Here is a 23122-nt window from a genome sequence, read left to right on the forward strand (position 1 = left end):
GAAGCATCCATACATCGCATTGAAATACGGCTTGCCCCGAGTGTTTCGCCGCGCAATGGATTCAGCAACCTTTACGAGAGGCTGTGTCCGGATTTATAGGGGCGGCCTCAAAAGCGAGGTGCAACACCTGTCTCATATAAGGTGTTGCAATGCCCAACAAAACTTCGTATCAGCAGCTTCAACCTGAAGAACGCCTCGCCATTGCAAGCCTGCGACTGCAGGATGTGAGCATTCGGGCCATGGCCCGAATGCTCGGGCGCTCGCCGTCCACCGTGAGCCGTGAACTGACGCGGAACAGTTCTCCTGCTGGCTACGCATCAGTGCCGGCTGAAGCGCTCAGCGCCGCCCGCCGTAGCGCGGGCCGCCGCCCCGCGAAGCTTTGCCTACAAAGCGTTTGCTGGCGGGTCGTGCTCACCCTGCTCGAATGGAAATGGTCACCCCAGCAGATATCGGGCACACTGAAGCGCATGTATCCGACCGACCCGACCCAGCACGTTTCGCACGAAACCATCTACACGGCCATCTACGCTCAGCCGCGCGGCGAATTGCGCCGCCAGTTGATTGCCTGCCTGCGCCACGGCCACAGCACCCGTATGTCCCGCACGCGCGGTACAGACCGACGCGGACAGATTCCCGACATGGTCAGTATCCACGTGCGTCCGCCCGAAATCGAGGACCGCCTGCTGCCTGGTCATTGGGAAGGCGACTTTATCAAGGGCGCCGGAAATCAATCGTCTGTCGGCGTCTTGGTCGAACGGACCAGCCGTCTGGTGCTGCTCGCCAAGATGGAAGACGCCACCGCCGCTTCAGCGCTGGCGGGCTTCTCTGCCAAACTCAACTCGATTGCAGCACCGCTGCGACAAACCTTTACCTACGACCAGGGAAAAGAAATGTCGCGGCATCAAGAACTCTCTGCAGCCACTGGCGTGCGCGTGTACTTCTGCGACCCACATAGCCCCTGGCAGCGTGGGACCTGCGAAAACAGAGGTGGCCCCGGAAATCTGGACAGTCGGTTAGGTGGAATCGCTGGGTTCTGAGATAGGCATAATGCCTACAAAGGAAACCAGACGATGACGAAGAGAACCCGGCGCACGCACTCAGCGGCGTTCAAGGCGAAGGTGGCACTGGCAGCCGTACGCGGCGAGCGCACGCTGGCAGAATTGGCGCAGCAGTTTGAGGTTCATCCGAACCAGATCACAGAATGGAAGCGCCAGTTGCAAGAACGAGCGGCCGATGTGTTCGGCGCGGCGGGCGCGCCCGTCAATGAGCCGCCGGTGGACCTGAAGACGCTGCACGCGAAGATCGGCCAATTGGCGCTGGAGAATGATTTTTTGTCCGGCGCGCTCGGCAAGGCAGGCCTGCTGAGCGCAAAGAAATGATTGATCGTGCCCACCCCCTGCCGGTTTCCCGGCAGGTCAAGCTGGTCGGCATCAGTCGATCCAGTGCGTACTACGCGCCGAGCCCGGTCAGTGCCGCGGATCTGGCGCTCATGCGCCGCATCGACGAGTTGCACCTGGAGCATCCGTTTGCCGGAGCGCGCATGTTGATGCGCCTGCTCAAGCGAGAGGGCATAGTGGTCGGACGCAAGCACGTCGGCACGTTGATGCGCAAAATGGGCATCGAGGCGCTGTATCGCAAGCCGAACTTGAGCCGCAAACATCTGGCTCACAAGATCTGGCCGTACCTGCTGCGCGATCGGAAGATCGAGCGCAGCAACCAGGTGTACGCATTGGACACGACATACGTGCCTATGGCACACGGCTTCGTGTATCTCACGGCTGTGATCGATTGGGCCAGCCGCCGTGTTTTAGCGCACCGGGTCGCGATCACGATGGAAGCTGAGCATGCGGTGGCAGCGCTTGAAGAAGCGTTCGCGAAATATGGATTGCCTGAGATCGTCAACACCGATCAAGGCAGCCAATTCACCAGTACAGTCTTCACCGACGCGGTCCTCTCGCGCGGAATCGCTTTGTCGATGGATGGCAAGGGAAGCTGGCGGGACAACGTTTTTATCGAACGACTGTGGCGCAGCGTGAAGTACGAAGAGATATATTTGAAGGCCTATGAGTCCGTCGGCCAGGCACGCAAGTCCATCGCTAACTACCTGACGTGGTACAAGTGTGTTTCATACTACCCAACCTCGCTATGTGCTTGATAAATCTAGCAGGCTGTTGATCTTTGGAACGGTGTAAACGGGCGTTTGGGGCAATGCGTTAGAGATATTGTGTTCATGATCTTTGTGCGGACGGGTGCGATGCGTGGAATGGACGAGATGCAGGAACCGCTGTTCACGACAGTAAAGCTGGAAGACTTCGTGCCGGCCGATCATCCGTTGCGGCCGGTCCGGCTGCTGGTCAATCAGGCGCTGAAGCGGCTCAATGGATTGTTCAGCGTGATCTATGCGGACAGCGGTCGTGCGTCGATCGCGCCGGAGAAATTGCTGCGTGCCTTGCTGCTGCAGGTGTTTTACTCGGTGCGCAGCGAGCGGATGTTGATGGAACAGATGCGTTACAACCTGCTGTTCCGCTGGTTCGTCGGACTGGCCATCGAGGACGCGGTATGGGATCACTCGGTGTTCTCGAAGAACCGTGACCGGTTGCTGGAACACGAAGTGGTTGAAACGTTCTTTACGGAAGTCATGAGTCTGGCGGACCGGCAAGGCCTGCTTTCGCGCGAGCACTTCTCGGTCGACGGCACGCTGATTCAGGCGTGGGCCAGCCACAAGAGCTTCCGGCCGAAGGACGGCCCGCACGATCCCCCGGCGGGAGGCGGGCGCAATGCCGAGGCTGACTGGAAAGGACGGCGCCGCAGCAACGACACGCACGAATCGGGTACTGATCCCGATGCCCGCCTGTTCAGGAAGAGCAGCGGTTCTGCGGCTATCCTGTGCTACCACGGGCATGTGTTGATGGAGAACCGCTCGGGTCTGGTGGTCGGTGCGCTCGTCAGCCATGCCGATGGTTTTGCCGAACGCACGAGTGCGCTGCGTCTGCTCGATTGCGTGCCGGGGCGTCATGCCAAAACGGTCGGAGCCGACAAGGCGTATGACACGCGTGACTTCGTTCGCGACTGCCGGGCGCGCAAAGTGACGCCCCACGTGGCGCGTCATGATGGGCGCTGGGGCGGCAGTGCCATTGATGGTCGAACCTCGCGGCACGCTGGTTACGGCATCAGCCAGGTCAAGCGCAAACGGATCGAAGAGCATTTCGGATGGGGCAAGACCGTCGGAAAGATCCGGCAGACCGTGTATCGCGGTATCAAACGGGTGGACCAGCACTTCAAACTGACAATGCTGGCAAGCAACCTGACTCGAATGGCGCGAATAATGACGGCAGTACCGGCGGGAGCAACACGATGAGCCGCGCAAACGCGGCTCTTGCGTGGCAGCACGCCCATTGCTCCGTTCGCCAGCCGGGCACTCGCGACGATTCGCCTGGAAATCAGCGATCGATTGCATGCGCGATCCTTTTAAACAGCGCCTCGGTTGTCAAGGCGCAGTGCTTTTCAACAGCCTGCTAGAGAGCCCTGCTGTGCCATTGGTTTTGTGGGGTATCCGCGCCGTGCACGTGCCCTGGCCACGAGTTCCGAGACGGCATCCCCGCTCAGTAAATTGCGATTGAAGATCCACGGACCATTGGGCAACGGATGCTCTGCTGCGATCTCCTTGCGCTCGACCGCAAGTCTGAGCGTTCCGGGGCTCACGCCAACGAACGCCGCAGCCTCGGTCAACGTCATCCAACCTTCAGCGGCACGTCGCTCGCTCGAATAGACAGGGATCTGATGGTAGCTGCGCAACGCGGTGACTCGCTCCTGGGTCCAGAAGTTACCCCGGCCGGTTCGCAGGTCATTGCGATTGAGCACACCAGCAATCACCAGATCCGGACAGATACGGACGAGCTGCCGCACGGCATCAATCGCTTCGTGTGACGTATGCGTGGTGTTCTCACCGCGGCGCCGACGCGGCACGCGAATCTCGGTATGTACTCCGCCTTTCCAGTGAATGACGAGCACAATTTCGCTCGTTGCGTTGTCAACGTCGACTACGACTTCGTGGATCAGGGTGCGCACAATACGCTTCTTCAGTCGGGCGTCGGCCTGCGGCCAGATCGATTCCAACGCTGCAGCAAGATCGGCAAATTCATCGGGCTGGGCGGGCGGCGTCTGACCGCATGTGCGCGTCTGTTGCCCGATACGCGATTCCACTTCCTCCACGCGCAGCAGCGCATCATTCCAGCGCCGCTCCAGTTCGTCTGCGACAAGCCGGTTTTCGGGATCAGCAGCGTCGTATTGTTTCTGCGCACGTTGGGCGGAATAGCGTGCCGCTTGCAGATCCCGCTGCAGCGCGGCCAGCACCTCATCCTGCTTCAGGGTCTCTTCTTCGCGCGCCACCATTGCTGCCTCAATTGCCGCCGGTTGAACGACCTGCAAGACCGCCTCGGCGATGGCCGCGTCCGCGCGCGTGCCACCGAACGCAATGCAACGCGGTTGTCCCTTGTCCAGCCAGCCGCGATGACAGCTATAACGCAAGACGTCGTGCCTGTTACCCGTCTAGTGTAACGTCAGCTTGCTCGCGCAGCGCCGACAGCGCAACAGTCCCGCCAGAAGAGCCTCGCCGTTCTTTGGGGCACCAGCGTGTCCCGCCAGACGCAGGTTGCCATTGATCGCGCACTGGATCCGCTCGAATTCGTCCCACTGAACGTACCCGTCGTGGGCATTGGGAATGAGCGCAAGCCACTCATTTCGAGGTTTGCGGCGATCACGTTTGCGCTGTTCCCCGCCTTCGTAATTGATCGTGCATTCGGTCTTGCCATAGGCATACGCGCCACCGTAGATCGGGTTGGTCAGAATCCGGTACACCGTGCCGTAGCTCGGCCGTTTCCATTGGATTTCGCCGCGCGGCGTGCATGCCGGCAACTGCAGGCCGTGCTCCAGGAACCATAACAACGTCTGACGTACCGATCCAATCGCGCCGAACTGGCGGAACACCGAGCGAATGGCGTCCTGCACGCGCAAATCCGGATCCTTCTCCAGGCGCTGGTCTTCGGTCTTGCAGTAACCCACCGGCGCTGCGACGACTAGTTCGCCTCGCTTGGCCTTCTCCCGCCGAGCTTCGAGCGAACGCTGACGCAGCAGATCCAGCTCGTATTCGTTCAGGCTACCCTTTAAGCCGAGCAGCAAACGATCGTTACTCTGCCGTGGCGCGTACACGGTCTCCTGATCAATCAGCACCGTGTCGACGATGCGGCACACCTCAACCAGCTGCTGCCACTCGCGACTGTTGCGCGCAAATCGCGAAACTTCGCGAGCGGCAACTGCGCCGACGTGCCCAAGACAGACCTCTGCCACCATTCGTTCGAAGCCCGTACGCGTTTGCGTTCCGGCCGCAGAGCGCCCAAGATCCTCGTCGATCACTTCGATCTCCTTCCAGCCCAACTGGTGCAGACGATCCTGCATCGCATACTGCAGCTTCTGGCTCTCCAGATTGTGGCTGACCTGGTAGGCCGACGACTGGCGGACGTACAGCATGGCCTTGCGCGTCAGATGCTGTGCCCGAATCTTGTCACTCATCGCGCACCTCCGGCTCGTGTACGACGGCGAACAGCCCGCGACGGTGTTGCCGCAGCAGTTGCGCCAGCAAACGCACCGTCTCCTGCCGGACCTCCTGCGGCAGGTGCATCCACTGTGGCGTCTTCGGAAAAGGATGAAACAGGTCGAGTTGAGCGCCCGGTTGCGGGCTGGTCTGGCGTCGCATCAGCACCTCCTGTACGGACCAAAGGATGGTGCTCGGCTTGTACCATGCTGCGCTGCCAGGCGGCAGGCGCCTGCGCCAGCAGGTGCTTCAGTTCCCTCAATGCTTCACAGGTGACGGCGGGCGACGTTGCAGAAGTAATGCGACAGCAGGCAACGGGATCAAACATCCACTGCGGCACCTCCAGCAAGCCCGCCGTGTCGAACGGCTCTCGCGCACAGCGCAGCACCGACTCGCCGTTCTTCCTTTCTATCGTGGTGAAAATCCATACCGTGTGTCCGTACCACGGGTGCCAGCGATACAGAACTTCCCTTGACTCGCTGATATGGGCGTTGTGTTGACGGCTTGTACAACCAGCAAAGGCCTCATTCAAGTCTGTCGGACAAGACCCCGGATGAAGCTTATTTCGCGATGCTGCCCGCGATTACATTGGCAGCGTGACCGCCCAGCGTTCCACTTAAAAATCGAAAAAACTGTCCGAACGAACGGGGCCACCTCTTTTCCCTGCGGGACGGGACGAAGCTGTGCGTCCCATTAGCGGTGATTACGGTGGTTGCCCTGCTGCTGATGGACTTGATGTGGAGGAGGCTGTGGGCACGGTGTGAGTTATTCCCGCGGTGAGTGCGTCTGTTGCGTCAGATGTCCGGGCAAGGATGTAACCCCGAGTGGCGACGGACGAGCGTGCCTGGTGATGCACGCAGAGGCGCACCGCATGAGCAGGTGACGATCGCGAGGGCAGAACGATATGCTGGACCTTAGACGATTGCGCTATTTCGTGGCCCTGGCCGACGAACTGCATCTCGGGCGTGCGGCACAGAAGCTGCATGTCGCGCAGCCGCCTCTGACACGCCAGATCGGCCGCTTAAAACGGAACTCGAATTCCCGCTGTTCCAGAGGCAAGCAGGACCATTCAGCTGACGGCGGTGGGTGCGAGGTTTCTGCTGTTCGCACGCAATCGTGGACGACTGCGCGCGGGCCGAGGATTATGCCAGGAAGCTCGCGCGGGGCGCCGCCGGACCTGTGACAACTGGATATTCTGCCTCCGTATCGGAGGAGGCGGGATTCGACACAGTACCCAGGTCCGCCGCTTTACAGGTCCTCCATGTCGGGTGGGCGCTGGTGGAAATGCCGGAGATGCCGTCAGGCATCCTGACCGAGAGCGTTCGGAGCGGGCAGGGTTGTTCGCATCGATCGACACTGACAGAGCACGTCGTCGCCGCGCTCGCACTGGTCAGGCCCGACCATGCAGGCTGGATGTCCCTATGGAACCCAGCGTATGCGCCGATCACGCGCGTTTGAGGCATCCGACAAGAAAGTCTATAAACGAGCGTGCGCGCTGCGAAAGGAACCGGGTTTGTGGGTACACGATGTTGATGTTTAACGGCATCGGGTAGTACTCTGGCATGAGCGATTCGACGCGACCCGCAGTGACGTCTTCGTTCGCTTTCCACTCGGGTACCACGGCAACGCCGAGGTCCGCCAGCATGGCGTCATAGATCGCATCGATATCGTTCACGCGAATGGCGCCGGAAATGTCGACCGCCTGTCGCCCATGTTCGGATTCAAACTCCCACCTGCTAAACCTGACAGCTCCCCCATAGGCGATGCAGCTGTGATCCGCCAGATCAATGGGGGACTCGGGTCGCCCGTGCAGCGACAGGTATCTGGGCGTGGCAACCAGCCGTTGTTGCACAACGCCGAGCGCTCGAGCGATCAGCGTGCTCGGGGGCAACTCGCCGACACGTATCCCCAGTTCCATTCCTTCTTCCACAAGATCGAGCATGTTCTCGGCGAACGCGATATCGATCACAAGGCGCGGATGACGTTCCAGGAACTGCGGCAGCAGTGGCATGACAACGTTGCGCCCGAACGAGCTTGGCATCGTAATACGGAGTGTCCCACCGATACCTTCCGCCGGTAGTCCATGAACTTCAGACTTTACGACGTCCACAGCGTCCAGCAACTGTCGTACGTGTGGATACAACTGCAGTGCTTCGTCGGTCGGGCTCAGTTTCCGGGTCGTTCGTCTGAACAGCTGGATACCCAATGTGGCCTCGAGCGAGGCGATCTGCTTGCTTACCGCTGATTGGGAGATACCCTGATCCCGGCCTACGGCAGAGAAGTTGCCCATTTCAATGGTGCGCAGGAAAGCCTGAAGATTCTGGAGGTTATCCATCACCGGTCCTGATTCGATCCAATCTGGAATATATCTTATACCCGTTAGCTGTGTTTTCGAGTGAATCGAGGGGGAATATATTTGCTTCCAACTAAAACCGTGAACACAGGAGACGAATCGTGGCAGGGAAGAAAATCGGCATCATCGGTGCGGGTACGGCAGGTTTGCATCTGGGTCTTTATCTCCGGCAGCATGACGTGGCAGTGACTATTTTCACCGACCGCAAGCCGGAAGAGTACGCGGGCATGCGATTGCTCAACACTGTGGCCCATCATTCCGTGACCGTGAGACGAGAAGAGTTGCTGGGTGTGAACCACTGGCCTGACGCGGGATATTTCGGCCACTACTATTACATTGGCGGTCCTCAGCCACTGCGCTTCTTCGGCGACCTCAAGGCACCGAGCCGGGCCGTTGACTATCGCATCTACCAGCCCAGGTTGATGGAGGACTTCCTTGAGCGCGGCGGAGAGATCGAATATCAGCTTCTCGAAGCCGACGATGTGCCGAAACTTGCCGCTGCTTTTGATCTGCTTGTGGTCTGTACCGGCAAGGGGCCGCTCGGGCAGATGTTTCAGCATCGTAGCGAATATTCCCCTTTCGACCGTCCGCAACGGATGCTCTGTGCAGGTCTCTTCAAGGGCATTGCACAATCACCTATCCGCGCGGTGACGATGTCCTTCTCGCCGGGACACGGAGAGATGATCGAGATTCCCACGGTGTCTTTTCGCGGCATGACAACCGCACTGGTGATTGAAAACATCCCCGGCGGTGACATGGAAATCGTCGCGAAACAGAAGTATGACGAGGATCCCAAGGCCTATATCCAGATGCTTCTCGGAAAGCTCCGCATCCACCACCCAAGCGTGGCGGAGCGGATCGATGAAAATGAGTTCGACCTGGCAAATAGCCCACTCGACATCCTGCAAGGCGGCGTCACACCGACGGTTCGAACCACGCACATGGCGCTGGGCAACGGCAAGATGGCACTCGCGCTTGGTGACGTGCATGCCACCGTTGACCCGGTCCTCGGTCAGGGTGCCAACATGGCTTCCCATGCAGCCTGGATCGTTGGCGAAGAGATCGTCCGCCAGGATGTGTTTGACGAGCGCTTTTGCGAACACGTCAACATGCGGCGCCAGGATCGGGTGCTGAGCGCAACCCGCTGGACCAACTTCATGCTTACGAACCTCCGGCTTCTTCCGGCGGAATTGCAACAGTTCATTTTCAACCTGTACCAGCATCGCGAGCTCGCAGACGAATTCACTGATAATTTCAATTATCCGGAACGTCAATGGGATTGCTTTTCCAGTCCGCAGCGGATGGCAGCATGGTGCGAACGACTGAAAGCGGGAGAGCAGGACGCAACGTCGGCCCCCATTGCGGCTTAGAAGTGCGGTCTCAATGACAGCGTGTCGGGGACGTTCGCCACGTGGCGGTGGCGATCCTGTCTGAGTAGAAGAGCGACAAGCATGTAGGAGTACAAATGGATACGATGGAAGAGCAGGTTACCCAGGCAGACATCGATGCGCGAACAAGGTTCCGCAGGGCGGTGTCCCTGTTTGCCACCGGCATCGCCGTTGTCACCGTCGAAGGTGAGCAGGTGGGCAGTGTGCATGGCATGACGATAAACAGTTTCACATCGATCAGCCTGGACCCGCCGACGGTCATGATCTCACTGAAGCCGGGCCGCACCCATCGCCTCATAAGCGAACACGGGCGCTACGGAGTAAGCATTCTGCACGATGGGCAGGAAGGACATTCGGCTCAGTTTAGCGGTCGACCGTCTGCGGATCTGATGCCGGAGTTCGAAGTTCGCAACCACATACCGGTGCTCCGCTCAAGCCTGGCATGGTTCGCCTGCGAGGTGATCGAGAGGGTGGAGGTGCATGACCACACACTATTTATCGCGAAAGTGGTGGCGTGTGAAGGAACGGACGGTTCACCGCTTGTGTTCTTCGCGAGCCGATATCACAGGCAGAAATTCTGGATATAGCGCTCGATGTATGCGCGACGCCAGATATCAAAATCAACATAACGGAGACGGGCATGGACAAGTCGCAACAGCGGAAAATGGCAGGGCACGGTGTGCTGATGATCTTCTGCACACTGCTCTTTGGGCTCGGGCTCTGGATGCGTTTACTGGGGGGCTTCGAGCTCTTTCCAGGGTACATGCTGCATTTCAATGTGCCAGGTACACCGGAGGGCTGGGCACGCGCGCACGTTGGACCCGCGTTGAACGGGATGATGGTCATAGCCGTCGCATTCGTCCTTCCGGCGCTCAATTTTTCAGAGAAGGTCGGTACGCTGCTGGGCTGGATCATCGTTGGTGACGGCTGGTCTAACGTCATCTTCTATTTCTTCGCGAATCTGGCGTCTAACCGTGGATTGTCATTTGGCGGTAACCGCTTCGGGCCTGGTGACATCTTCGGCGTGATTGCGCTCGCTCCCGCCTATCTTTTCGGCGTTCTCGCAATGGTCGCATTGCTGATCATTGGTTGGCGCGCCGTTCGACCTTCACGCACGCTCGCGCGGGTCAAGGACGCGCACGCCTGACCGCAGCCGGCGTTTGGGTTTGTGCCGACGTCCGTTCATACCTTCTCCGTTTTTTTTGACAGCGGCACTGCACGCACTGCAAAACGCAATTCACATCATGCAAGTTGTACCCAGAGGACACCGCGATGAACACCATAGTGACCGAAACCCCGCAGAGACACGTCCCGAACCTGCGCACGCACATGCTGATTGCCGGCGAATGGCGGGAAGCTCAGTCGGGGAAAACGATTGCGGTTTTTGACCCGGCGACCGGCCGGGAGATCGCATCCGTTCCCGATGCTGGCGCGGCTGACGTCGACCTCGCAGTCCTCTCGGCTGCAAAGACGTTCAGATCGCGCGAGTGGCGAACGATGTTGCCGGCCGCCCGCGAACGTATCCTGCTGCGACTCGCGGATCTTATCGAGGCGAATGGAGAAGAACTCGCGCTTCTGGAAACCCGTAATAACGGCAAGCTGCTCGCTTATTCGAGAATGTTCGAAGTTGGGGGGGGCGCGCAATGGCTTCGCTATATGGCCGGCTGGGCAACGAAGATCGCCGGGTCGACACTTGACCTCTCGTTGCCTCTCCCGCCGGGAGTGCGTTCTTCTGCGTTGACCCGCCGTATTCCTGTCGGGGTCGTTGGGGCGATTATTCCATGGAATTTCCCATTGCTGATGGCGATCTGGAAAATCGCGCCCGCTCTTGCCTGCGGCAATACCGTGGTGCTCAAGCCCGCGGAAGAGACGCCCTTGACCGCCTTGCGGCTCGGGGAGCTTGCGCTGGAAGCCGGGCTGCCACCGGGCGCGCTCAATGTCGTGACAGGCCGCGGTGAGACAGCAGGTGCGGCACTGGTCGCACATCCGGGTGTCAACAAGATCGCGTTCACCGGATCGACAGAGGTTGGCCGGTTGATCGGCGCGACATGCGGGCAGAACCTTAAGCCCGTTTCACTCGAGTTGGGCGGAAAGAGTCCTGTTCTGGTCCTTGAGGATTGCGATCCGGCCACTGCTGCGGAGGGCGCCGCGGGTGCGATATTTTTCAATCATGGGCAGGTTTGTACGGCGGGATCGCGTCTTTACGTTCACCAGAATATCTATGACGAGGTATTGGGGAAACTCTCGGCGATTGCCGACAACATCGTTCTAGGCGCGGGCCTGGATGATTCGGCACAGATGGGACCTCTCGTGTCTCTGCGCCATCAACAGCGCGTCACCTCTCTCATCCAGTCAGGCATCGAGGACGGGGCGGAACTGCTTTGCGGCAGTGGATCGACTCCGCCGGATGGTTATTTTGTTCGACCGACGGTGTTTGCAAACCATGATAACCGCCCGATCCGGCTCCTCAAGGAGGAGGTGTTTGGTCCGGTGCTGGTGGCCATGCCATTTTCGGATCTTGCTGAAGTGGTTGCCGATGCCAACGATTCGGCCTATGGGCTTGGCGCAAGCGTCTGGACAAATGATCTCTCCGCGGCCCTGTCACTGACCGACTCGATCGAGGCAGGAACGGTCTGGATCAATACCCACAACATGGTCGATCCGAATCTGCCGTTTGGCGGGTTCAAAAGTTCGGGTATCGGTCGGGAGCATGGTGCTGCGGCGATTGATGCCTACACCACGACGAAGTCTGTCTGTATCGCGTATTGAAAGCAGGGAGGCGGATACCCCAACCGGTACCCGGATAGTAGTAGCAACAAAAAATCCCAAAAAAATCCAAGGAGACAGAAGGTGATTTTTCCAACAGCCGGGTTTTCCATAGGTAAAGCTGCTTATGGTTTAGCAGTACTTATGCTGTTCTCTACTGCTGCCAGCGCGCAAAGCACGCCGACGACGCCGACCACACAGGACGACAGTCATTGGTGGATTCGTGCCGGGGCGGCCTGGATTGCGTTCAATGCGAACGCCGACCTGAAGGCTGGTGGCCAGCCCGTACCAGGCGCGAATGCAGACGTGAAGAACAATGCGGCATTTCTCGCGGAATTTGGCTACCGGATTACGCCAGGCGTGTCTCTGGGACTCACCGTGGGCGTGCCGCCTACAACGACATTGACGGGAACAGGAACCGTGGCGAGCGCAGGGACCATCGGGAAAGTGAAGTATGCCCCGGCCGCATTGACGCTTCAGTACCAGTTCCAGGGGCTTGCGCGCTACAACCTGTATCCGTATATAGGCGCTGGCGTGACATACCTGAAGATATTCAACACAACGGACGGCTCCGTCACTGATTTTCAGGCACGCAACGCGTGGGGTGGACTGGGGCAGATCGGCCTCGAGTACCGGATAACGAAACACATCGGGGTCTTCGTCGACGTGAAGAAATTCATCGTGCGCAGCAGTGCAACGGGGTATCTCGGCCCGGCGCCTGTTCATGCGGCAGTCCGTCTTGATCCACTCGTCACCCAGGCTGGCATTGCATTTCGCTTCTAGACGTGCTCTATCGGTGGATACCGAACAGCTCGATGGAAGGGCCAGGAGGGTGGGGACTTCCAGTCAGGCGATAAAGTTGTTCAACCTACCGCACACGCCGCGGCGAAAAAGCCGGAATCTGAGAGACGCCTGGGATTTGCTCCGTGATTGCGGTCGCGGGGACCTTTCTGTGGCGCGACAATCTGGATGAGCGCAGGCCAAAATGATTGTCGCCGCGCAAAGTGACTTCTTCTACCACCCCACTCCGCTCGAGATCGGCGAGTGCAGCGTTGGCGGTCGGGCCCGAAAGCCCCGTGCGCTCGATGGGGATGTTTGCGGTAAGGAGCGGATACTCCTGCAGGAGGTCGTGAACGCGTAGCGCCGATCCCGCGCGGTCGCTTTCGGTCGTGATGTGTTCCGGATCCGCCTTGAACAGACTGACGATCAGCGTGGCGGTTTTGAATGTCTGGTTGTGGTTGGCCGTTTCGGCAACGCCGGTAAGGAAAAACTCGAGCCAGCGTTTCTAGGCACCGCGTTCGCGAACTTCCAGAAGGAGCCAGTAATAATCCGTACGGTGTGTCTTGAGATATTCGCTGAGGTACAGCAGTGGGGACCGCAACACCCGTGCACGTTGAGGTAAAGAGTAACGATCAGGCGGCCGATCCCGATGGCCGCCGAGTATTCAATGGGCGTCGCTCGGGTAGCAAATGCGGAGCCGGCGTGCGAGCGTGGTGAGCCGGTTGTCCAGCGTCCAGATCTGGGCGCCAGGGGTCATCAAGGTCGAGGCCAGCAGCGTCAGGTCGACGCCGCCGCAACCCTGGCCATACAGTTGCTCGGTTTCGATGAACTGCATGACCTCATTCCATGTCGCCTGCTGTGCATGGCGCAACAGGCCGATATCATGGAGAGAGCGTGCCCGCGGCGCGGGCGGGGTTCCGCACGCGAGTTCAACGAGCACGAGTGGATGGGTAAGCGCCTGATCGGTGGTGATCAGATGAACGAGGGGCTCGTTGCGTCGGCGGAAATGGTCGACCCACACCGAAGTATCGATCAGTACGTTCACTGTTCGTCGGCCTCGGGTCGACGGCGTGGGACATCTGCCATTCCGGGGACGGTACCGCCAAGCGCGGCGAGGCGCTTGGCTGCCTGGACGCGGACGAATGTCTGCATCGCTGTCCGGAACAGGTCGGTCTTGTCCGTACCCGGGTCGGCGAGTTCCAGCGCCTCCTGATAGAGCGCGTCATCGATCGTAACGGTGGTCCGCATGGCAGCCCGCTCCTTTTTTGATGCATATAGGCATCAATTTTAGCATCAAAAGAGACAATCCCAGACTTCTTGCGGGCAGGCCGGCCGCAGCCGTGGGCGTGAGACCCGCTCCCATCGTGCCTTGATCAAGCAGATGGCGACCGGGTTAATTAACGAGGGCGCTAATGCAAACGCACTTAAACGGGTGGCAGAGGACGTGTGGATGGACGACTGGCGCGTCGTGCGTCAAGGGGAGGTGCGGATGGTAGTGCCGCGCTTACAGCGCAGGCGGAACAGCGGTTGAACCCGTTGACCTAGAGAAGGCACTTTTTGGGCCGTTGAACCTTTGTTGAACCTTTGCCGAATTTCGGGCAAAGAAAAAGGGCTTAGCGTGCGCTAAGCCCTTGAATTCATTGGTGGGGCGTGAGTGACTCGAACACTCGACCTACGGATTAAGAGTCCGCTGCTCTACCAACTGAGCTAACACCCCCAACAGAAGAAAGATTATGCACGAGCATTTCAGGCTTGGCAAGTCCTTTCTGCAAATTTCCTGAGAATATTTCGTCACGACAACGGTGACTGCCGGCCCGATAACGAGCGATCGCAGTTTTCGTGCTCCCGGTATGATGACGCCACACGTGTTGCGCGGCGGTCGCGCAACGCTTTCTGGGCTTTCGAAGATGGACGAAAACGCAGTCCGCGAATTGCTGGATCGCCTGCTGGCCCCCTGGGTCCGCTCGCTCGGTCTGGTCCCCGTGTCGATCGGCGACGACAGCGTCACGCTGCGCCTGCCGTTTTCCGGCGAATTCCGCCATTCGGGCGGTGTGATCTGCGGCCAGGTGTTCACGGCGGCCGCCGATACCGCGATGGTGGTCGCGATCTCGGCCGCGCTCGGCGAGTTCCGGCCGATGACGACCGTATCGTTGAACACGAACTTCATGCGTCCCGTGCGCAAGGGCGACGTGCTCGTCACCGCGCGCGTGCTGCGGATGGGCCGCAATCTCGTATTCGGCGAAGTCGAGCTGTTCGACGAAGACGGCAAGATGGCCGTTCACGCGACGTCGACCTACGCGCTCGTCAGCTGAGCGGCGCGATGTTCGACCAGATCGTCTTTGCGGGTGGCGGCAATCGCTGCTGGTGGCAGGCAGGCTTCTGGGACGTCGCACAGCCGGCGCTCGGCCTGCGCCCGCGCGTGATCACCGGTATCTCGGCCGGCGCGGCAACTGCCTGCATGCTGTATACACGCGACGCCGCCTGGGTGATGCGCTATTACGAAGAGGCGCTGCGCCACAACCGGAAGAACGCGTACTGGGGCAACCTGTTCGGGCGCGAGCCCGTGTTTCCGCATTACCGGATTTACCGTCAGGCGCTGCTCGACATCTACGGCGAACCGTTCGCGAAGCTTGCCGCGGCGCCGGAGATCCGCATCGGCGTGTCGCATGTGCCGCGCTGGCTCGGTGCGCGCAGCGCAGTCGCCGCCGGCCTTGTCGCGTACAACATCGAGAAGTACGTGCGCAAGACGCTGCACCCGACGCTCGGGCGCACGCTCGGCTTTCGGCCCGAATTCGTGCGTGCGCAGGCCTGCACGCAAGTCGAGGAACTCGCCGACCTGATCCTGCAGTCGTCCTGCACGCCGCCGTTCACGCCGGTGCTGCGCCGCGGCGGCCGGCCGGTGCTCGACGGCGGGATGGTCGACAACGTGCCGGTCGACGCGCTCGACCCGACGCCGGGCGACGTGCTGGTGCTCGTCACGCGGCTGTATCCGCGCCCGCAGATGTTCACGGTCGCGCATGGCGAGCAGCGTCGGCTGTACGTCCAGCCTTCGAGCAAGGTGCCGATTTCGAGTTGGGATTACACGAGCCCGTCGCAGATGCGGCATGCGTACGATCTCGGTCGGCGCGACGGCGAGCATTTCCTTACGCGCGTCGATGCGATGACGGGTGGCCGCGTGGCCGCCTGACGATCGGGAATGGAGGAGCGGGGCTGCGGCGTGCGCAGCCCGCGCGGTCAGCGCTTGCGGATCGGCGTCAGCGCTTCCGGGTTGGCAACGCTCGACATGTCGCCGTCGTCGAACGCGAGGATGTTGCGGAACGCCGCGCTGAAGTAGAGCTCGTAGCTTTCGCGCTCGACGTAGCCGATGTGCGGCGTGCAGATCACGTTTTCCATTCGCAGCAGGCTGTAGCCCTGCAGGATCGGCTCGCTCTCGAACACGTCGATCGCGACCATCCCCGGACGGTTGTGCGACAGCGCGTTGACCAGTGCGTTGTCCTCGAGCAGTTCGGCGCGGCTCGTGTTGACGAGCAGCGACGTCGGCTTCATCCGCATCAGGTCTTCCTGCTTCACGATCCCGCGCGTGTCGTCGTGCATGCGCAGGTGCAGCGACAGCACGTCGCTCTGCTCGAACAGCGCTTCGCGGCTTTCGGCGGCCGTATAGCCGTCGGCGCGCGCGGCCTCGAGCGAATGCTCGCGGCCCCAGATCAGCACGTTCATCCCGAACGCCTTGCCGTAGCCGGCGACGAGCCGGCCGATCTTGCCGTAGCCCCAGATGCCGAGCGTCTGGCCGCGCAGTACCTGGCCGAGGCCGAAGTTCGGCGGCATGGCCGACGTCTTCAGGCCCGACTGCTGCCAGGCGCCCTGCTTCAGGTTCGCGACGTACTGAGGGATGCGGCGCTGGGCGGCCATCACGAGCGCCCAGGTCAGCTCGGCGGGGGCGACCGGCGAGCCCGTGCCTTCGAGCACCGCGATGCCGCGGTCGGTACAGGCTTCGAGGTCGATGTGGCTCGACACGCGGCCGGTCTGGCTGATCATGCGCAGGTTCGGCAGCTTTGCGAGCAGTTGCGACGAAATCGGGGTCCGTTCGCGAATCAGCACGAGCGCCTCGACTTCCGCCAGACGGCTGGCGAGTTGTCCCAATCCGCGCACCGTATTGTTGAAGACCTTCACGTCGTGGCCGGCAAGCATCTCGAAGCAGTTCAGCTTGCGGACGGCGTCCTGGTAGTCGTCGAGGATGGCAATTTTCATGATGAGCGGGTGTCGCGCGTTGAAAGCGGCGGTGGCGGCGGCGCACCTCGCGCACCCGTCCCGCCCGGCCGGGGCCGACATGATGCTATGTCAGCCGCCTTCGTGGTGTCTTTTTAACAGGTTGTTACGCTCCGCCGCAATTGGCGGCGGCCTGACCCGGCGCCGCTCGCGGGCAGGGCAGAAGGGTGCGCTGTTGTGTCGCATCAAATACGTCCTTCCTGATTCGGCCGCTTACACGACGAGGTTCACCCAATTGTTGTCCCAATCGGAATAATTGGATCAACTATCCGCAGAGGGCGAGGATTTTTGACTATTTTTATCGTCAACCGGGGCCTTGTTGAGCAACTCTGCATCATTTCCGCTGTCGTAGGAGAATTACGCATTTGCTTCATCTTTTTGAAGTTGTAACAGCGGCAGGAGTCGTTTATGGATCATTTGCAGTCGATGCGCGTGTTCGTCAAGGTTGCAGATCTCGGCAGTTTCGCGCGGGCCGCGAGTGCAATGGATATCTCCAACGCGGTCGCGACGCGTCACGTCGCCGATCTGGAGGGCAGGCTCGGCACGCGTTTGCTGAACCGCACCACGCGCAGCCTTTCCCTGACCGAGTCAGGCCAGGTCTATCTGGAGCGTGCCCGCCAGATCCTCGATGAGCTGGAAGACGTCGAGCAGATGGTCGTCGCACGCAATCACGAGCCGGTCGGCACGCTGCGCATCGTCGCGCCCGTCGTGTTCGGCCTGCATAACCTCGCGCCCGTGTTGCAGTCGTACACGGAGAATTTCCCGAAAGTGGTGCCGGATCTCACGCTGGTCGACCGGCAGGTCGATCTGGTCGAGGAAGGTTTCGATGTCGGCATCGTCGTCACGCGCCAGATGCGCAGCGCGAGCATCGTCACGCGGCGCCTGACCACCGGCTGCATGACCGTGTGCGCAACGCCGAGCTATCTGGAGAAGCACGGCGTGCCGACCCATCCGGAGCATCTCGCCGAGCATCCGAGCCTGAGCCTGCCGACCGAATACTGGGGCGACGAGCGTGTGTTCACGGGGCCGGACGGCGAAGTGCGCGTGCGCCCGACGAACGTGATCGTCGCGAACAACACCGCGATGCTGCGCCAGTTCGCGCTGCTCGGGATGGGTGTCGCGATCCTGCCGAGCTACCTGATCGGCAGCGACATCGCGCGCGGTGCGCTCGTGCGGTTGCTGCCGGATTTCCGGCTGCCGCAGGTCGAGATCAACATCGCTTACCCGAGCCGGCGCCATCTGCCCGCGAAGGTGCGCACGTTCATCGACCACCTCGTCGAGCACTTCAGCCACTCGACCGACGCGACGATGGGTGAGCAATGGGCCGCGCAGAGCTCCGCGCTCGCGCCGATCGGTGTCGAGACGCGTGCCGAGCAACCGGAATCGGCCGACCCGAACCTGTCGCCGCGCCTGCCGCGTTCGCCGCGCACGCGCGTCGCGGCGCCGTCGCCGCTGTAACGGCGCGACGGCCCGGGCGGCCGGGCGTCGGTTACCGCGTCGGTTACCGCCGGCACAAAGAAAAAACGCGGATCGAGCAGTCGATCCGCGTTTTTTTTATGGCTGCCTGCCGAAGCAGGACGCGCGGGAGAAAGCCCGCCCGGCGTCCAGGCTGTTACGAGCCCGTCTTGCGGGTCGTCGTCTTGCGAGCCGCCGTCTTGGTGGCGGCAGTCTTCGCGGCGGTCTTGCGAGCCGGTGCCGGTTTCTCGTCTGCACCTTCCGTCACGGTTTCGGCATCCTTCGTCGCCGATTTCGCAGTCTTCTTGGCGGCGGCGGCTTTCGGTTCCTTCTTCTCGAACTCGAAGCCGATCTTGCCGTCCGGCTGCTTCACGAGGAACGCCTTGAAGTTGCGGCCGGTGCGCGACGACTTGAAGTTCGGCAGCAGATCCGTGCGGCCGTCGGCCAACAGCTTGCCCATCTGCTCGCGCGAGATTTCCTGCTGCAGGATCACCTTGCCCGAGCGGAAGTCGCACGTCTTCGGGTTGGCCACCGAGTGCTCGCACACGTAGCTCATCCCGTGCTCGAACACGCGGCCCTTGCACTTCGGGCACGCGCCGACCGGTTCCTGCGTGGAGAAGTCGGGCGCCTCGCCTTCCTCGCCGCCCGTATCCTGGCCGAAATCGAACTCGAGCTTGTAGTTCTTCGTCTCGTCGTCGAACGAGAGCTTCAGGATCGCCGAGAACGGGCGACCCATCTTGCTGCGGAATCCGGAAAGCGGGCCGATCGTCTTTTCCCGCAGCAGTTCCTCGACTTCCGCGATCTCGAACTGCCGGCTGCCCGGGATCTTCGAGATCGAGAACTCGCACTTCGTGCACGCGAAGCGGCGGTAGTTTTCCTTCACCTGGCCGCCGCAGTTCGGACACGGCGTCTCGAGCGTCGCGTAATCGCCGGGGATCGTGTCGGAATCGTATTCCTTCGCGCGCTTGACGATCTGCTGCGTCATGCGGGCGATTTCCTGCATGAAGGCGTCGCGCCCGAGGTTGCCGCGCTCCATCTGCGACAGCTTGTATTCCCATTCGCCGGTGAGCTCCGGCGCGGTCAGTTCCTTCACGCCGAGGCCGCGCAGCAGCGTCATCAGCTGGAACGCCTTCGCGGTCGGGATCAGTTCGCGGCCTTCACGCACGAGGTACTTTTCGCCGAGCAGGCCTTCGATGATCGCCGCACGGGTGGCCGGCGTGCCGAGGCCCTTCGCGGCCATGGCTTCGCGCAGTTCGTCGTCCTCGACGAGCTTGCCCGCGCCTTCCATCGCGGACAGCAGCGTCGCTTCCGAATAGCGTGCGGGCGGCTTCGTGACGAGCGCGACGGCGGCGATTTCGTCCGTCTTCACCTTCTCGTCCTTCTGCACCGGCACGAGGTTCGCGTCCGCGCCTTCGGCGTCGCGGCCGTACACCTGCAGCCAGCCCGGCTCGACGAGCACCTTGCCCTCGGTCTTGAAGTGATGGCCGGCGACTTCGGTGATCCGCGTCGTGACACGGAATTCGGCGGCCGGGAAGAACACGGCGAGGAAGCGCTTCACGACCATGTCGTACAGCTTCTGCTCCGGCTCGGACAGCGACTTCGGTGCCTGCAGCGTCGGGATGATTGCGAAGTGGTCGCTGATCTTCGAGTTGTCGAAGATGCGTTTGTTCGGCTTCACCCAGCCCTTGTCGAGCACCTGCTTCGCATGCGGCAGGTAGTTGTTGCTCTCCTTGAGCATCTCGAGCGTGGACTGGACCGTGGACAGATAGTCTTCCGGCAGTGCGCGCGCGTCGGTACGCGGGTAGGTCAGCACCTTGTGCTTTTCATACAGCGCCTGCGCGAGACCGAGCGTGTTCTTCGCGGAGAAGCCGAAGCGGCTGTTCGCTTCGCGCTGCAGGCTCGTCAGGTCGAACAGCAGCGGCGACAGTTGTGTCGACGGCTTCGATTCCTCCGAGACCGTGCCGACCTGGTCGCGGCACGCGGCGACGATCGTTTCGGCAGCCGGCAGGCTCCACAGGCGGGAGTCGCGCTTTTCCGGATCGAATTCGTCGCGCTTGAATTTCGGGTCGAACCACTTGCCTTCGTAGAAGCCGCCCGCGCACGCGAATTCCGCCTTCACTTCCCAGTAGTCGCGCGGGATGAAGCGGCGGATTTTCTCTTCGCGTTCGACGACGATCGACAACGTTGGCGTCTGAACGCGGCCAACTGTCGTCAGGAAGAAGCCGCCGCCCTTGCTGTTGAACGCGGTCATCGCACGGGTGCCGTTGATCCCGACGAGCCAGTCGGCTTCCGAGCGGCAGCGTGCGGCGTCGGCGAGCGGTTGCATGTCGGTGTCGCTGCGCAGGTTCGCGAAGCCGTCGCGGATCGCCTGCGGGGTCATCGACTGCAGCCACAGGCGCTGAACCGGCTGCTTCGCCTTCGCGTGCTGTGCGATCAGGCGGAAAATCAGCTCGCCCTCGCGCCCCGCGTCACATGCGTTGATCAGGCGGTCGACGTCCTTGCGCTTCATCAGCTTCGTGAGCACCTTGAGGCGCGACTCGCTTTTTGCGATCGGGTTCAGGTCGAAATGCGGGGGGATGACGGGCAGATGCGCGAAGCTCCATTTCCCGCGCTTGACCTCGTACTCTTCCGGGGCGGCGATTTCCAGCAAGTGGCCGACAGCGGACGAAAGGACGAAATCGTCGCTCTCGTAATACTCGTCATGCTTGGTAAAGCCGCCCAAAGCGCGTGCGATGTCGTTCGCGACAGAAGGCTTTTCCGCAATGATCAGTGCTTTGGACATGACAGGTGTGTGTTGGTAGACCGGGTTCGCCGGTTGTGGGGCCCTTTAACGACCGCTTTATAGCACACGCCGACGCGACGGCGGCTCGGCGTGCAAAAAGCGGCTCATCATAGAGGGGGCCTGCAACGGCGGCAAGCGCCCGGCGCGGCGGCGCGCGCAAACGGGCGCAAAACCGCCGGGCCGGCTCGCGAATTCAGGCTTCGACGGTCAGGACGTTGCGCAATTTCGGTGCGTGCGGCGCACCGGGTACCGCACTCAGGTCGGACAGCATCCGCTCGACGATTGCCGCATGCGGCAGCACCGTGCCGAAGAAACGTGCGGTATGGGTATCTTCGATCAGGATCGTCGGGAAATTCTCGACGTCGAGATCGTCGAGCTGGTCGGCATGCGTTTCGATGTCGATCCAGGCGAAGCAGGCGTCCGGATGCGCGTCGGCGAGCTGGTCGAAGGCCGTCCGGTAGTCGCGGCACGTGCCGCACCACTCGGCGCACAGGCAGGCGACGAGCAACGTGCCGGGATCGGCGAGGCGCTCGGCGATCCGATCCGCATCGGTGTCGAGGTTCAGCGCGGGCATGGATTTCCTTGGATATCGTCGGCGGCTTGGCCGCCCCTATGCGGGGGAATGTAGCACGCCGTGCGCGGCCGGGGTGGGCGCTGCGTCAAGGCGCGCGAAGCGTCCGCCGGGGACGCTCGCGACGCGACCGGCCAGCTCGAGCGCGAGCAGCGCGCCGTGCAGCACGTCGTCGGCCAGGCCGCTGTGTTCGGCGAGCCATTCGTAGGTGACGGGGCCGTATCCCAGCGCGGCGAGTACGGCCTGTTCGGACGGGCTGCAGGGTAGCGCCGGCGATGCCTCGACTCGCGCCGGCGGGCCGGCTGCAACGAGCGGATCGGCCGGATCGGCCTGTGTGACGCCGGCGGCTCCGGTTCCGCGGAGGCTGGCGGCGCTGGCGAGCTGATTTCCGGTGCACGATGCATCGCCCGCCGCGCGAACCGCCGGTTCGCCCAGCCCGTACTCCTCGAGCACGTCGAGCGGCGCCGCCGTCAGCTTCGCGCCGTCGTGGATCAGTGCGTGGCAGCCCTGCGCGAGCGGCGCGTGGATCGAGCCCGGCATCGCGAACACATCGCGCCCCAGTTCGTTCGCGAGCCGCGCGGTGATCAGCGAGCCGGAGCGCGGGGCGGCCTCGACGACGAGTACGCCGATCGCGAGCGCGGCGATCAGCCGGTTGCGTTGCGGGAAGTGTGCGGCGCGGGCTGGTGTGCCGAGCGGCCACTCCGACACGATCGCGCCGTGAGCGGCGATTTCGTGGGCGAGCGCACGGTGTCGCGCCGGATAGACGAGATCGGCGCCGGTCGCGATCACCGCGACCGTGCCTGACCGGCCGTCGAGCCCGCCGCGATGCGCGGCGCCGTCGATTCCTAGTGCGAGGCCCGACACGATCGGTAGCCCGGCGTCGGACAGCTCGCGGGCGAAGCGCGTCGCGTCGGCGAGACCCTGCGGCGTCGCGTGGCGGCTGCCGACCACGGCGAGACCGCGCGCGTGCAGCAGGTCGAGACGGCCCTTTACATATAGCAGCGGCGGCGGATCGTGCAGGTCGCGCAGCCGCGGCGGGTAGGCCGGATCGTTGAGCGTGACGAGCGCGTTGCCCGGCGCGTCGAGCCAGGCGAGCACGGCGTCGGTGCGCGCGTCGAGGTCGCCGCGCTCGCTCGCGCGCACGGCCTGGGCCGCGGCGGGGCTGGTTGCG

The 23122-nt window shown here is 61.8% G+C and carries 20 protein-coding genes, 1 tRNA gene and 2 pseudogenes; 12 read left to right on the top strand and 11 right to left on the bottom strand.

The annotated features are described in order from the left end of the window. Positions 1-149: 149 nt before the first annotated feature. The 3 genes and pseudogenes from L810_RS18725 to L810_RS18740 form a co-directional block, all read left to right on the top strand. Positions 150-992 (top strand): annotated as a pseudogene (locus L810_RS18725) (IS30 family transposase); the annotation flags it as partial. Between the two features lie 78 nt (positions 993-1070). Next, a pseudogene (locus L810_RS18735) lies at positions 1071-2116 on the top strand (IS3 family transposase); the annotation flags it as partial. A gap of 138 nt (positions 2117-2254) precedes the next feature. Further along, positions 2255-3358 (top strand): IS5 family transposase, encoded by a 1104-nt coding sequence (locus L810_RS18740; protein ID WP_042975312.1) that lies wholly within the window; start codon positions 2255-2257, stop codon positions 3356-3358. Positions 3359-3504: 146 nt separating this feature from the next. Here the strand turns inward: L810_RS18740 and L810_RS48705 are convergent, their stop codons facing one another. From L810_RS48705 to L810_RS47320, 3 genes are read right to left on the bottom strand one after another with little or no spacing between them, the layout of a single operon-like run. Then, entirely contained in the window at positions 3505-4527 is a 1023-nt protein-coding gene (locus tag L810_RS48705) for a YlbF family regulator (RefSeq protein ID WP_021159846.1), read from the bottom strand. A 21-nt stretch (positions 4528-4548) separates the two neighbouring features. Next, positions 4549-5568, bottom strand: a complete 1020-nt coding sequence (locus L810_RS48710) for a recombinase family protein (protein WP_218921736.1) — start codon at positions 5566-5568, stop codon at positions 4549-4551. After that, positions 5561-5752 (bottom strand): hypothetical protein, encoded by a 192-nt coding sequence (locus L810_RS47320; protein ID WP_021159848.1) that lies wholly within the window; start codon positions 5750-5752, stop codon positions 5561-5563. Before L810_RS47320 ends, L810_RS48710 begins: the two co-directional genes overlap by 8 nt. Positions 5753-6494: 742 nt before the next feature. Between L810_RS47320 and L810_RS49630 the strand changes: the two genes are divergently transcribed. After that, complete coding sequence (locus tag L810_RS49630) at positions 6495-6773, top strand: LysR family transcriptional regulator (RefSeq protein WP_081712873.1); 279 nt, start codon at positions 6495-6497, stop codon at positions 6771-6773. A gap of 261 nt (positions 6774-7034) precedes the next feature. On the opposite strand, the gene L810_RS18750 is transcribed toward L810_RS49630, so the two are convergent. After that, positions 7035-7925 (bottom strand): LysR family transcriptional regulator, encoded by an 891-nt coding sequence (locus L810_RS18750; protein WP_042975260.1) that lies wholly within the window; start codon positions 7923-7925, stop codon positions 7035-7037. A 119-nt stretch (positions 7926-8044) separates the two neighbouring features. Here L810_RS18750 and styA point away from each other — a divergent pair, with 119 nt between their 5' ends. The 5 genes from styA (at position 8045) to L810_RS18775 (ending at position 12880) form a co-directional block, all read left to right on the top strand. Then, the gene (gene styA, locus L810_RS18755) at positions 8045-9313 is read left to right on the top strand and encodes a styrene monooxygenase subunit StyA (RefSeq protein ID WP_021159851.1); all 1269 of its coding nucleotides are present in this window, start codon (positions 8045-8047) and stop codon (positions 9311-9313) included. Between the two features lie 95 nt (positions 9314-9408). Beyond that, positions 9409-9918 (top strand): styrene monooxygenase NADH-dependent flavin reductase subunit StyB, encoded by a 510-nt coding sequence (gene styB, locus L810_RS18760; RefSeq protein WP_051392286.1) that lies wholly within the window; start codon positions 9409-9411, stop codon positions 9916-9918. Between the two features lie 53 nt (positions 9919-9971). Beyond that, on the top strand, positions 9972-10478 hold the full coding sequence (styC, locus tag L810_RS18765; protein ID WP_042975262.1) for a styrene-oxide isomerase StyC: 507 nt from the start codon (positions 9972-9974) through the stop codon (positions 10476-10478). A gap of 125 nt (positions 10479-10603) precedes the next feature. Beyond that, positions 10604-12100 carry a phenylacetaldehyde dehydrogenase StyD gene (gene styD, locus L810_RS18770; RefSeq protein ID WP_021159854.1) on the top strand — a complete coding sequence of 499 codons (1497 nt, stop codon included), beginning with the start codon at positions 10604-10606 and terminating at the stop codon, positions 12098-12100. Between the two features lie 81 nt (positions 12101-12181). After that, positions 12182-12880, top strand: a complete 699-nt coding sequence (locus tag L810_RS18775) for an OmpW/AlkL family protein (RefSeq protein WP_155836303.1) — start codon at positions 12182-12184, stop codon at positions 12878-12880. A 661-nt stretch (positions 12881-13541) separates the two neighbouring features. Here the strand turns inward: L810_RS18775 and L810_RS18780 are convergent. The 3 genes from L810_RS18780 to L810_RS18790 all read right to left on the bottom strand — a co-directional run bounded on the left by L810_RS18780 (position 13542) and on the right by L810_RS18790 (position 14594). Continuing rightward, positions 13542-13922 carry a type II toxin-antitoxin system VapC family toxin gene (locus L810_RS18780; RefSeq protein ID WP_042975263.1) on the bottom strand — a complete coding sequence of 127 codons (381 nt, stop codon included), beginning with the start codon at positions 13920-13922 and terminating at the stop codon, positions 13542-13544. Next, positions 13919-14125, bottom strand: coding sequence for a type II toxin-antitoxin system VapB family antitoxin (locus L810_RS18785; RefSeq protein WP_021159857.1), 207 nt, complete (start codon positions 14123-14125; stop codon positions 13919-13921). The genes L810_RS18780 and L810_RS18785 overlap by 4 nt, the downstream gene beginning before the upstream one ends. A gap of 393 nt (positions 14126-14518) precedes the next feature. Continuing rightward, positions 14519-14594, bottom strand: a tRNA-Lys gene (locus L810_RS18790). Positions 14595-14784: 190 nt separating this feature from the next. On the opposite strand from L810_RS18790, the gene L810_RS18795 reads away from it, so the two are divergent. Both L810_RS18795 and L810_RS18800 read left to right on the top strand, forming a co-directional pair. Then, positions 14785-15189: a PaaI family thioesterase gene (locus L810_RS18795; protein WP_027785770.1), complete on the top strand. Its 405-nt coding sequence runs from the start codon at positions 14785-14787 to the stop codon at positions 15187-15189. An 8-nt stretch (positions 15190-15197) separates the two neighbouring features. Further along, positions 15198-16064 (top strand): patatin-like phospholipase family protein, encoded by an 867-nt coding sequence (locus L810_RS18800; protein ID WP_021159859.1) that lies wholly within the window; start codon positions 15198-15200, stop codon positions 16062-16064. Positions 16065-16111: 47 nt separating this feature from the next. On the opposite strand, the gene L810_RS18805 is transcribed toward L810_RS18800, so the two are convergent. Continuing rightward, positions 16112-17125 (bottom strand): D-2-hydroxyacid dehydrogenase family protein, encoded by a 1014-nt coding sequence (locus L810_RS18805; protein ID WP_021159860.1) that lies wholly within the window; start codon positions 17123-17125, stop codon positions 16112-16114. 426 nt (positions 17126-17551) lie between these two features. Between L810_RS18805 and L810_RS18815 the strand changes: the two genes are divergently transcribed. Further along, on the top strand, positions 17552-18601 hold the full coding sequence (locus L810_RS18815; RefSeq protein ID WP_021159861.1) for a LysR family transcriptional regulator: 1050 nt from the start codon (positions 17552-17554) through the stop codon (positions 18599-18601). Positions 18602-18755: 154 nt separating this feature from the next. Here the strand turns inward: L810_RS18815 and L810_RS18820 are convergent, their stop codons facing one another. From L810_RS18820 to dprA, 3 genes are all read right to left on the bottom strand, one after another. Then, a complete protein-coding gene (locus L810_RS18820; RefSeq protein WP_021159862.1) occupies positions 18756-21380 on the bottom strand; it encodes a DNA topoisomerase III in 2625 nt (874 codons plus the stop codon). Between the two features lie 193 nt (positions 21381-21573). Beyond that, entirely contained in the window at positions 21574-21954 is a 381-nt protein-coding gene (locus L810_RS18825; RefSeq protein WP_021159864.1) for a thioredoxin family protein, read from the bottom strand. A 36-nt stretch (positions 21955-21990) separates the two neighbouring features. Next, on the bottom strand, positions 21991-23122 hold a 1132-nt coding region (gene dprA, locus L810_RS18830; RefSeq protein WP_042975320.1), incomplete at its 5' end, for a DNA-processing protein DprA.

Source organism: Burkholderia sp. AU4i, from assembly GCF_000466765.1.
Lineage (GTDB): Bacteria > Pseudomonadota > Gammaproteobacteria > Burkholderiales > Burkholderiaceae > Burkholderia > Burkholderia cepacia.

Excerpts from the sequence above, each read along its gene's own strand:
- styC (WP_042975262.1), top strand. The coding sequence starts at position 9,972 with ATGGACAAGTCGCAACAGCGGAAAATGGCAGGGCACGGTGTGCTGATG.
- L810_RS49630 (WP_081712873.1), top strand. The coding sequence starts at position 6,495 with ATGCTGGACCTTAGACGATTGCGCTATTTCGTGGCCCTGGCCGACGAA.
- L810_RS18825 (WP_021159864.1), bottom strand. The coding sequence starts at position 21,954 with ATGCCCGCGCTGAACCTCGACACCGATGCGGATCGGATCGCCGAGCGC.
- styD (WP_021159854.1), top strand. The coding sequence starts at position 10,604 with ATGAACACCATAGTGACCGAAACCCCGCAGAGACACGTCCCGAACCTG.
- L810_RS48710 (WP_218921736.1), bottom strand. The coding sequence starts at position 5,568 with ATGAGTGACAAGATTCGGGCACAGCATCTGACGCGCAAGGCCATGCTG.
- styB (WP_051392286.1), top strand. The coding sequence starts at position 9,409 with ATGGATACGATGGAAGAGCAGGTTACCCAGGCAGACATCGATGCGCGA.
- L810_RS18805 (WP_021159860.1), bottom strand. The coding sequence starts at position 17,125 with ATGAAAATTGCCATCCTCGACGACTACCAGGACGCCGTCCGCAAGCTG.
- L810_RS18800 (WP_021159859.1), top strand. The coding sequence starts at position 15,198 with ATGTTCGACCAGATCGTCTTTGCGGGTGGCGGCAATCGCTGCTGGTGG.
- L810_RS47320 (WP_021159848.1), bottom strand. The coding sequence starts at position 5,752 with ATGCGACGCCAGACCAGCCCGCAACCGGGCGCTCAACTCGACCTGTTT.
- L810_RS18785 (WP_021159857.1), bottom strand. The coding sequence starts at position 14,125 with ATGCGGACCACCGTTACGATCGATGACGCGCTCTATCAGGAGGCGCTG.
- L810_RS18815 (WP_021159861.1), top strand. The coding sequence starts at position 17,552 with ATGGATCATTTGCAGTCGATGCGCGTGTTCGTCAAGGTTGCAGATCTC.
- L810_RS18795 (WP_027785770.1), top strand. The coding sequence starts at position 14,785 with ATGGACGAAAACGCAGTCCGCGAATTGCTGGATCGCCTGCTGGCCCCC.
- L810_RS18750 (WP_042975260.1), bottom strand. The coding sequence starts at position 7,925 with ATGGATAACCTCCAGAATCTTCAGGCTTTCCTGCGCACCATTGAAATG.
- L810_RS18740 (WP_042975312.1), top strand. The coding sequence starts at position 2,255 with ATGCGTGGAATGGACGAGATGCAGGAACCGCTGTTCACGACAGTAAAG.
- L810_RS18820 (WP_021159862.1), bottom strand. The coding sequence starts at position 21,380 with ATGTCCAAAGCACTGATCATTGCGGAAAAGCCTTCTGTCGCGAACGAC.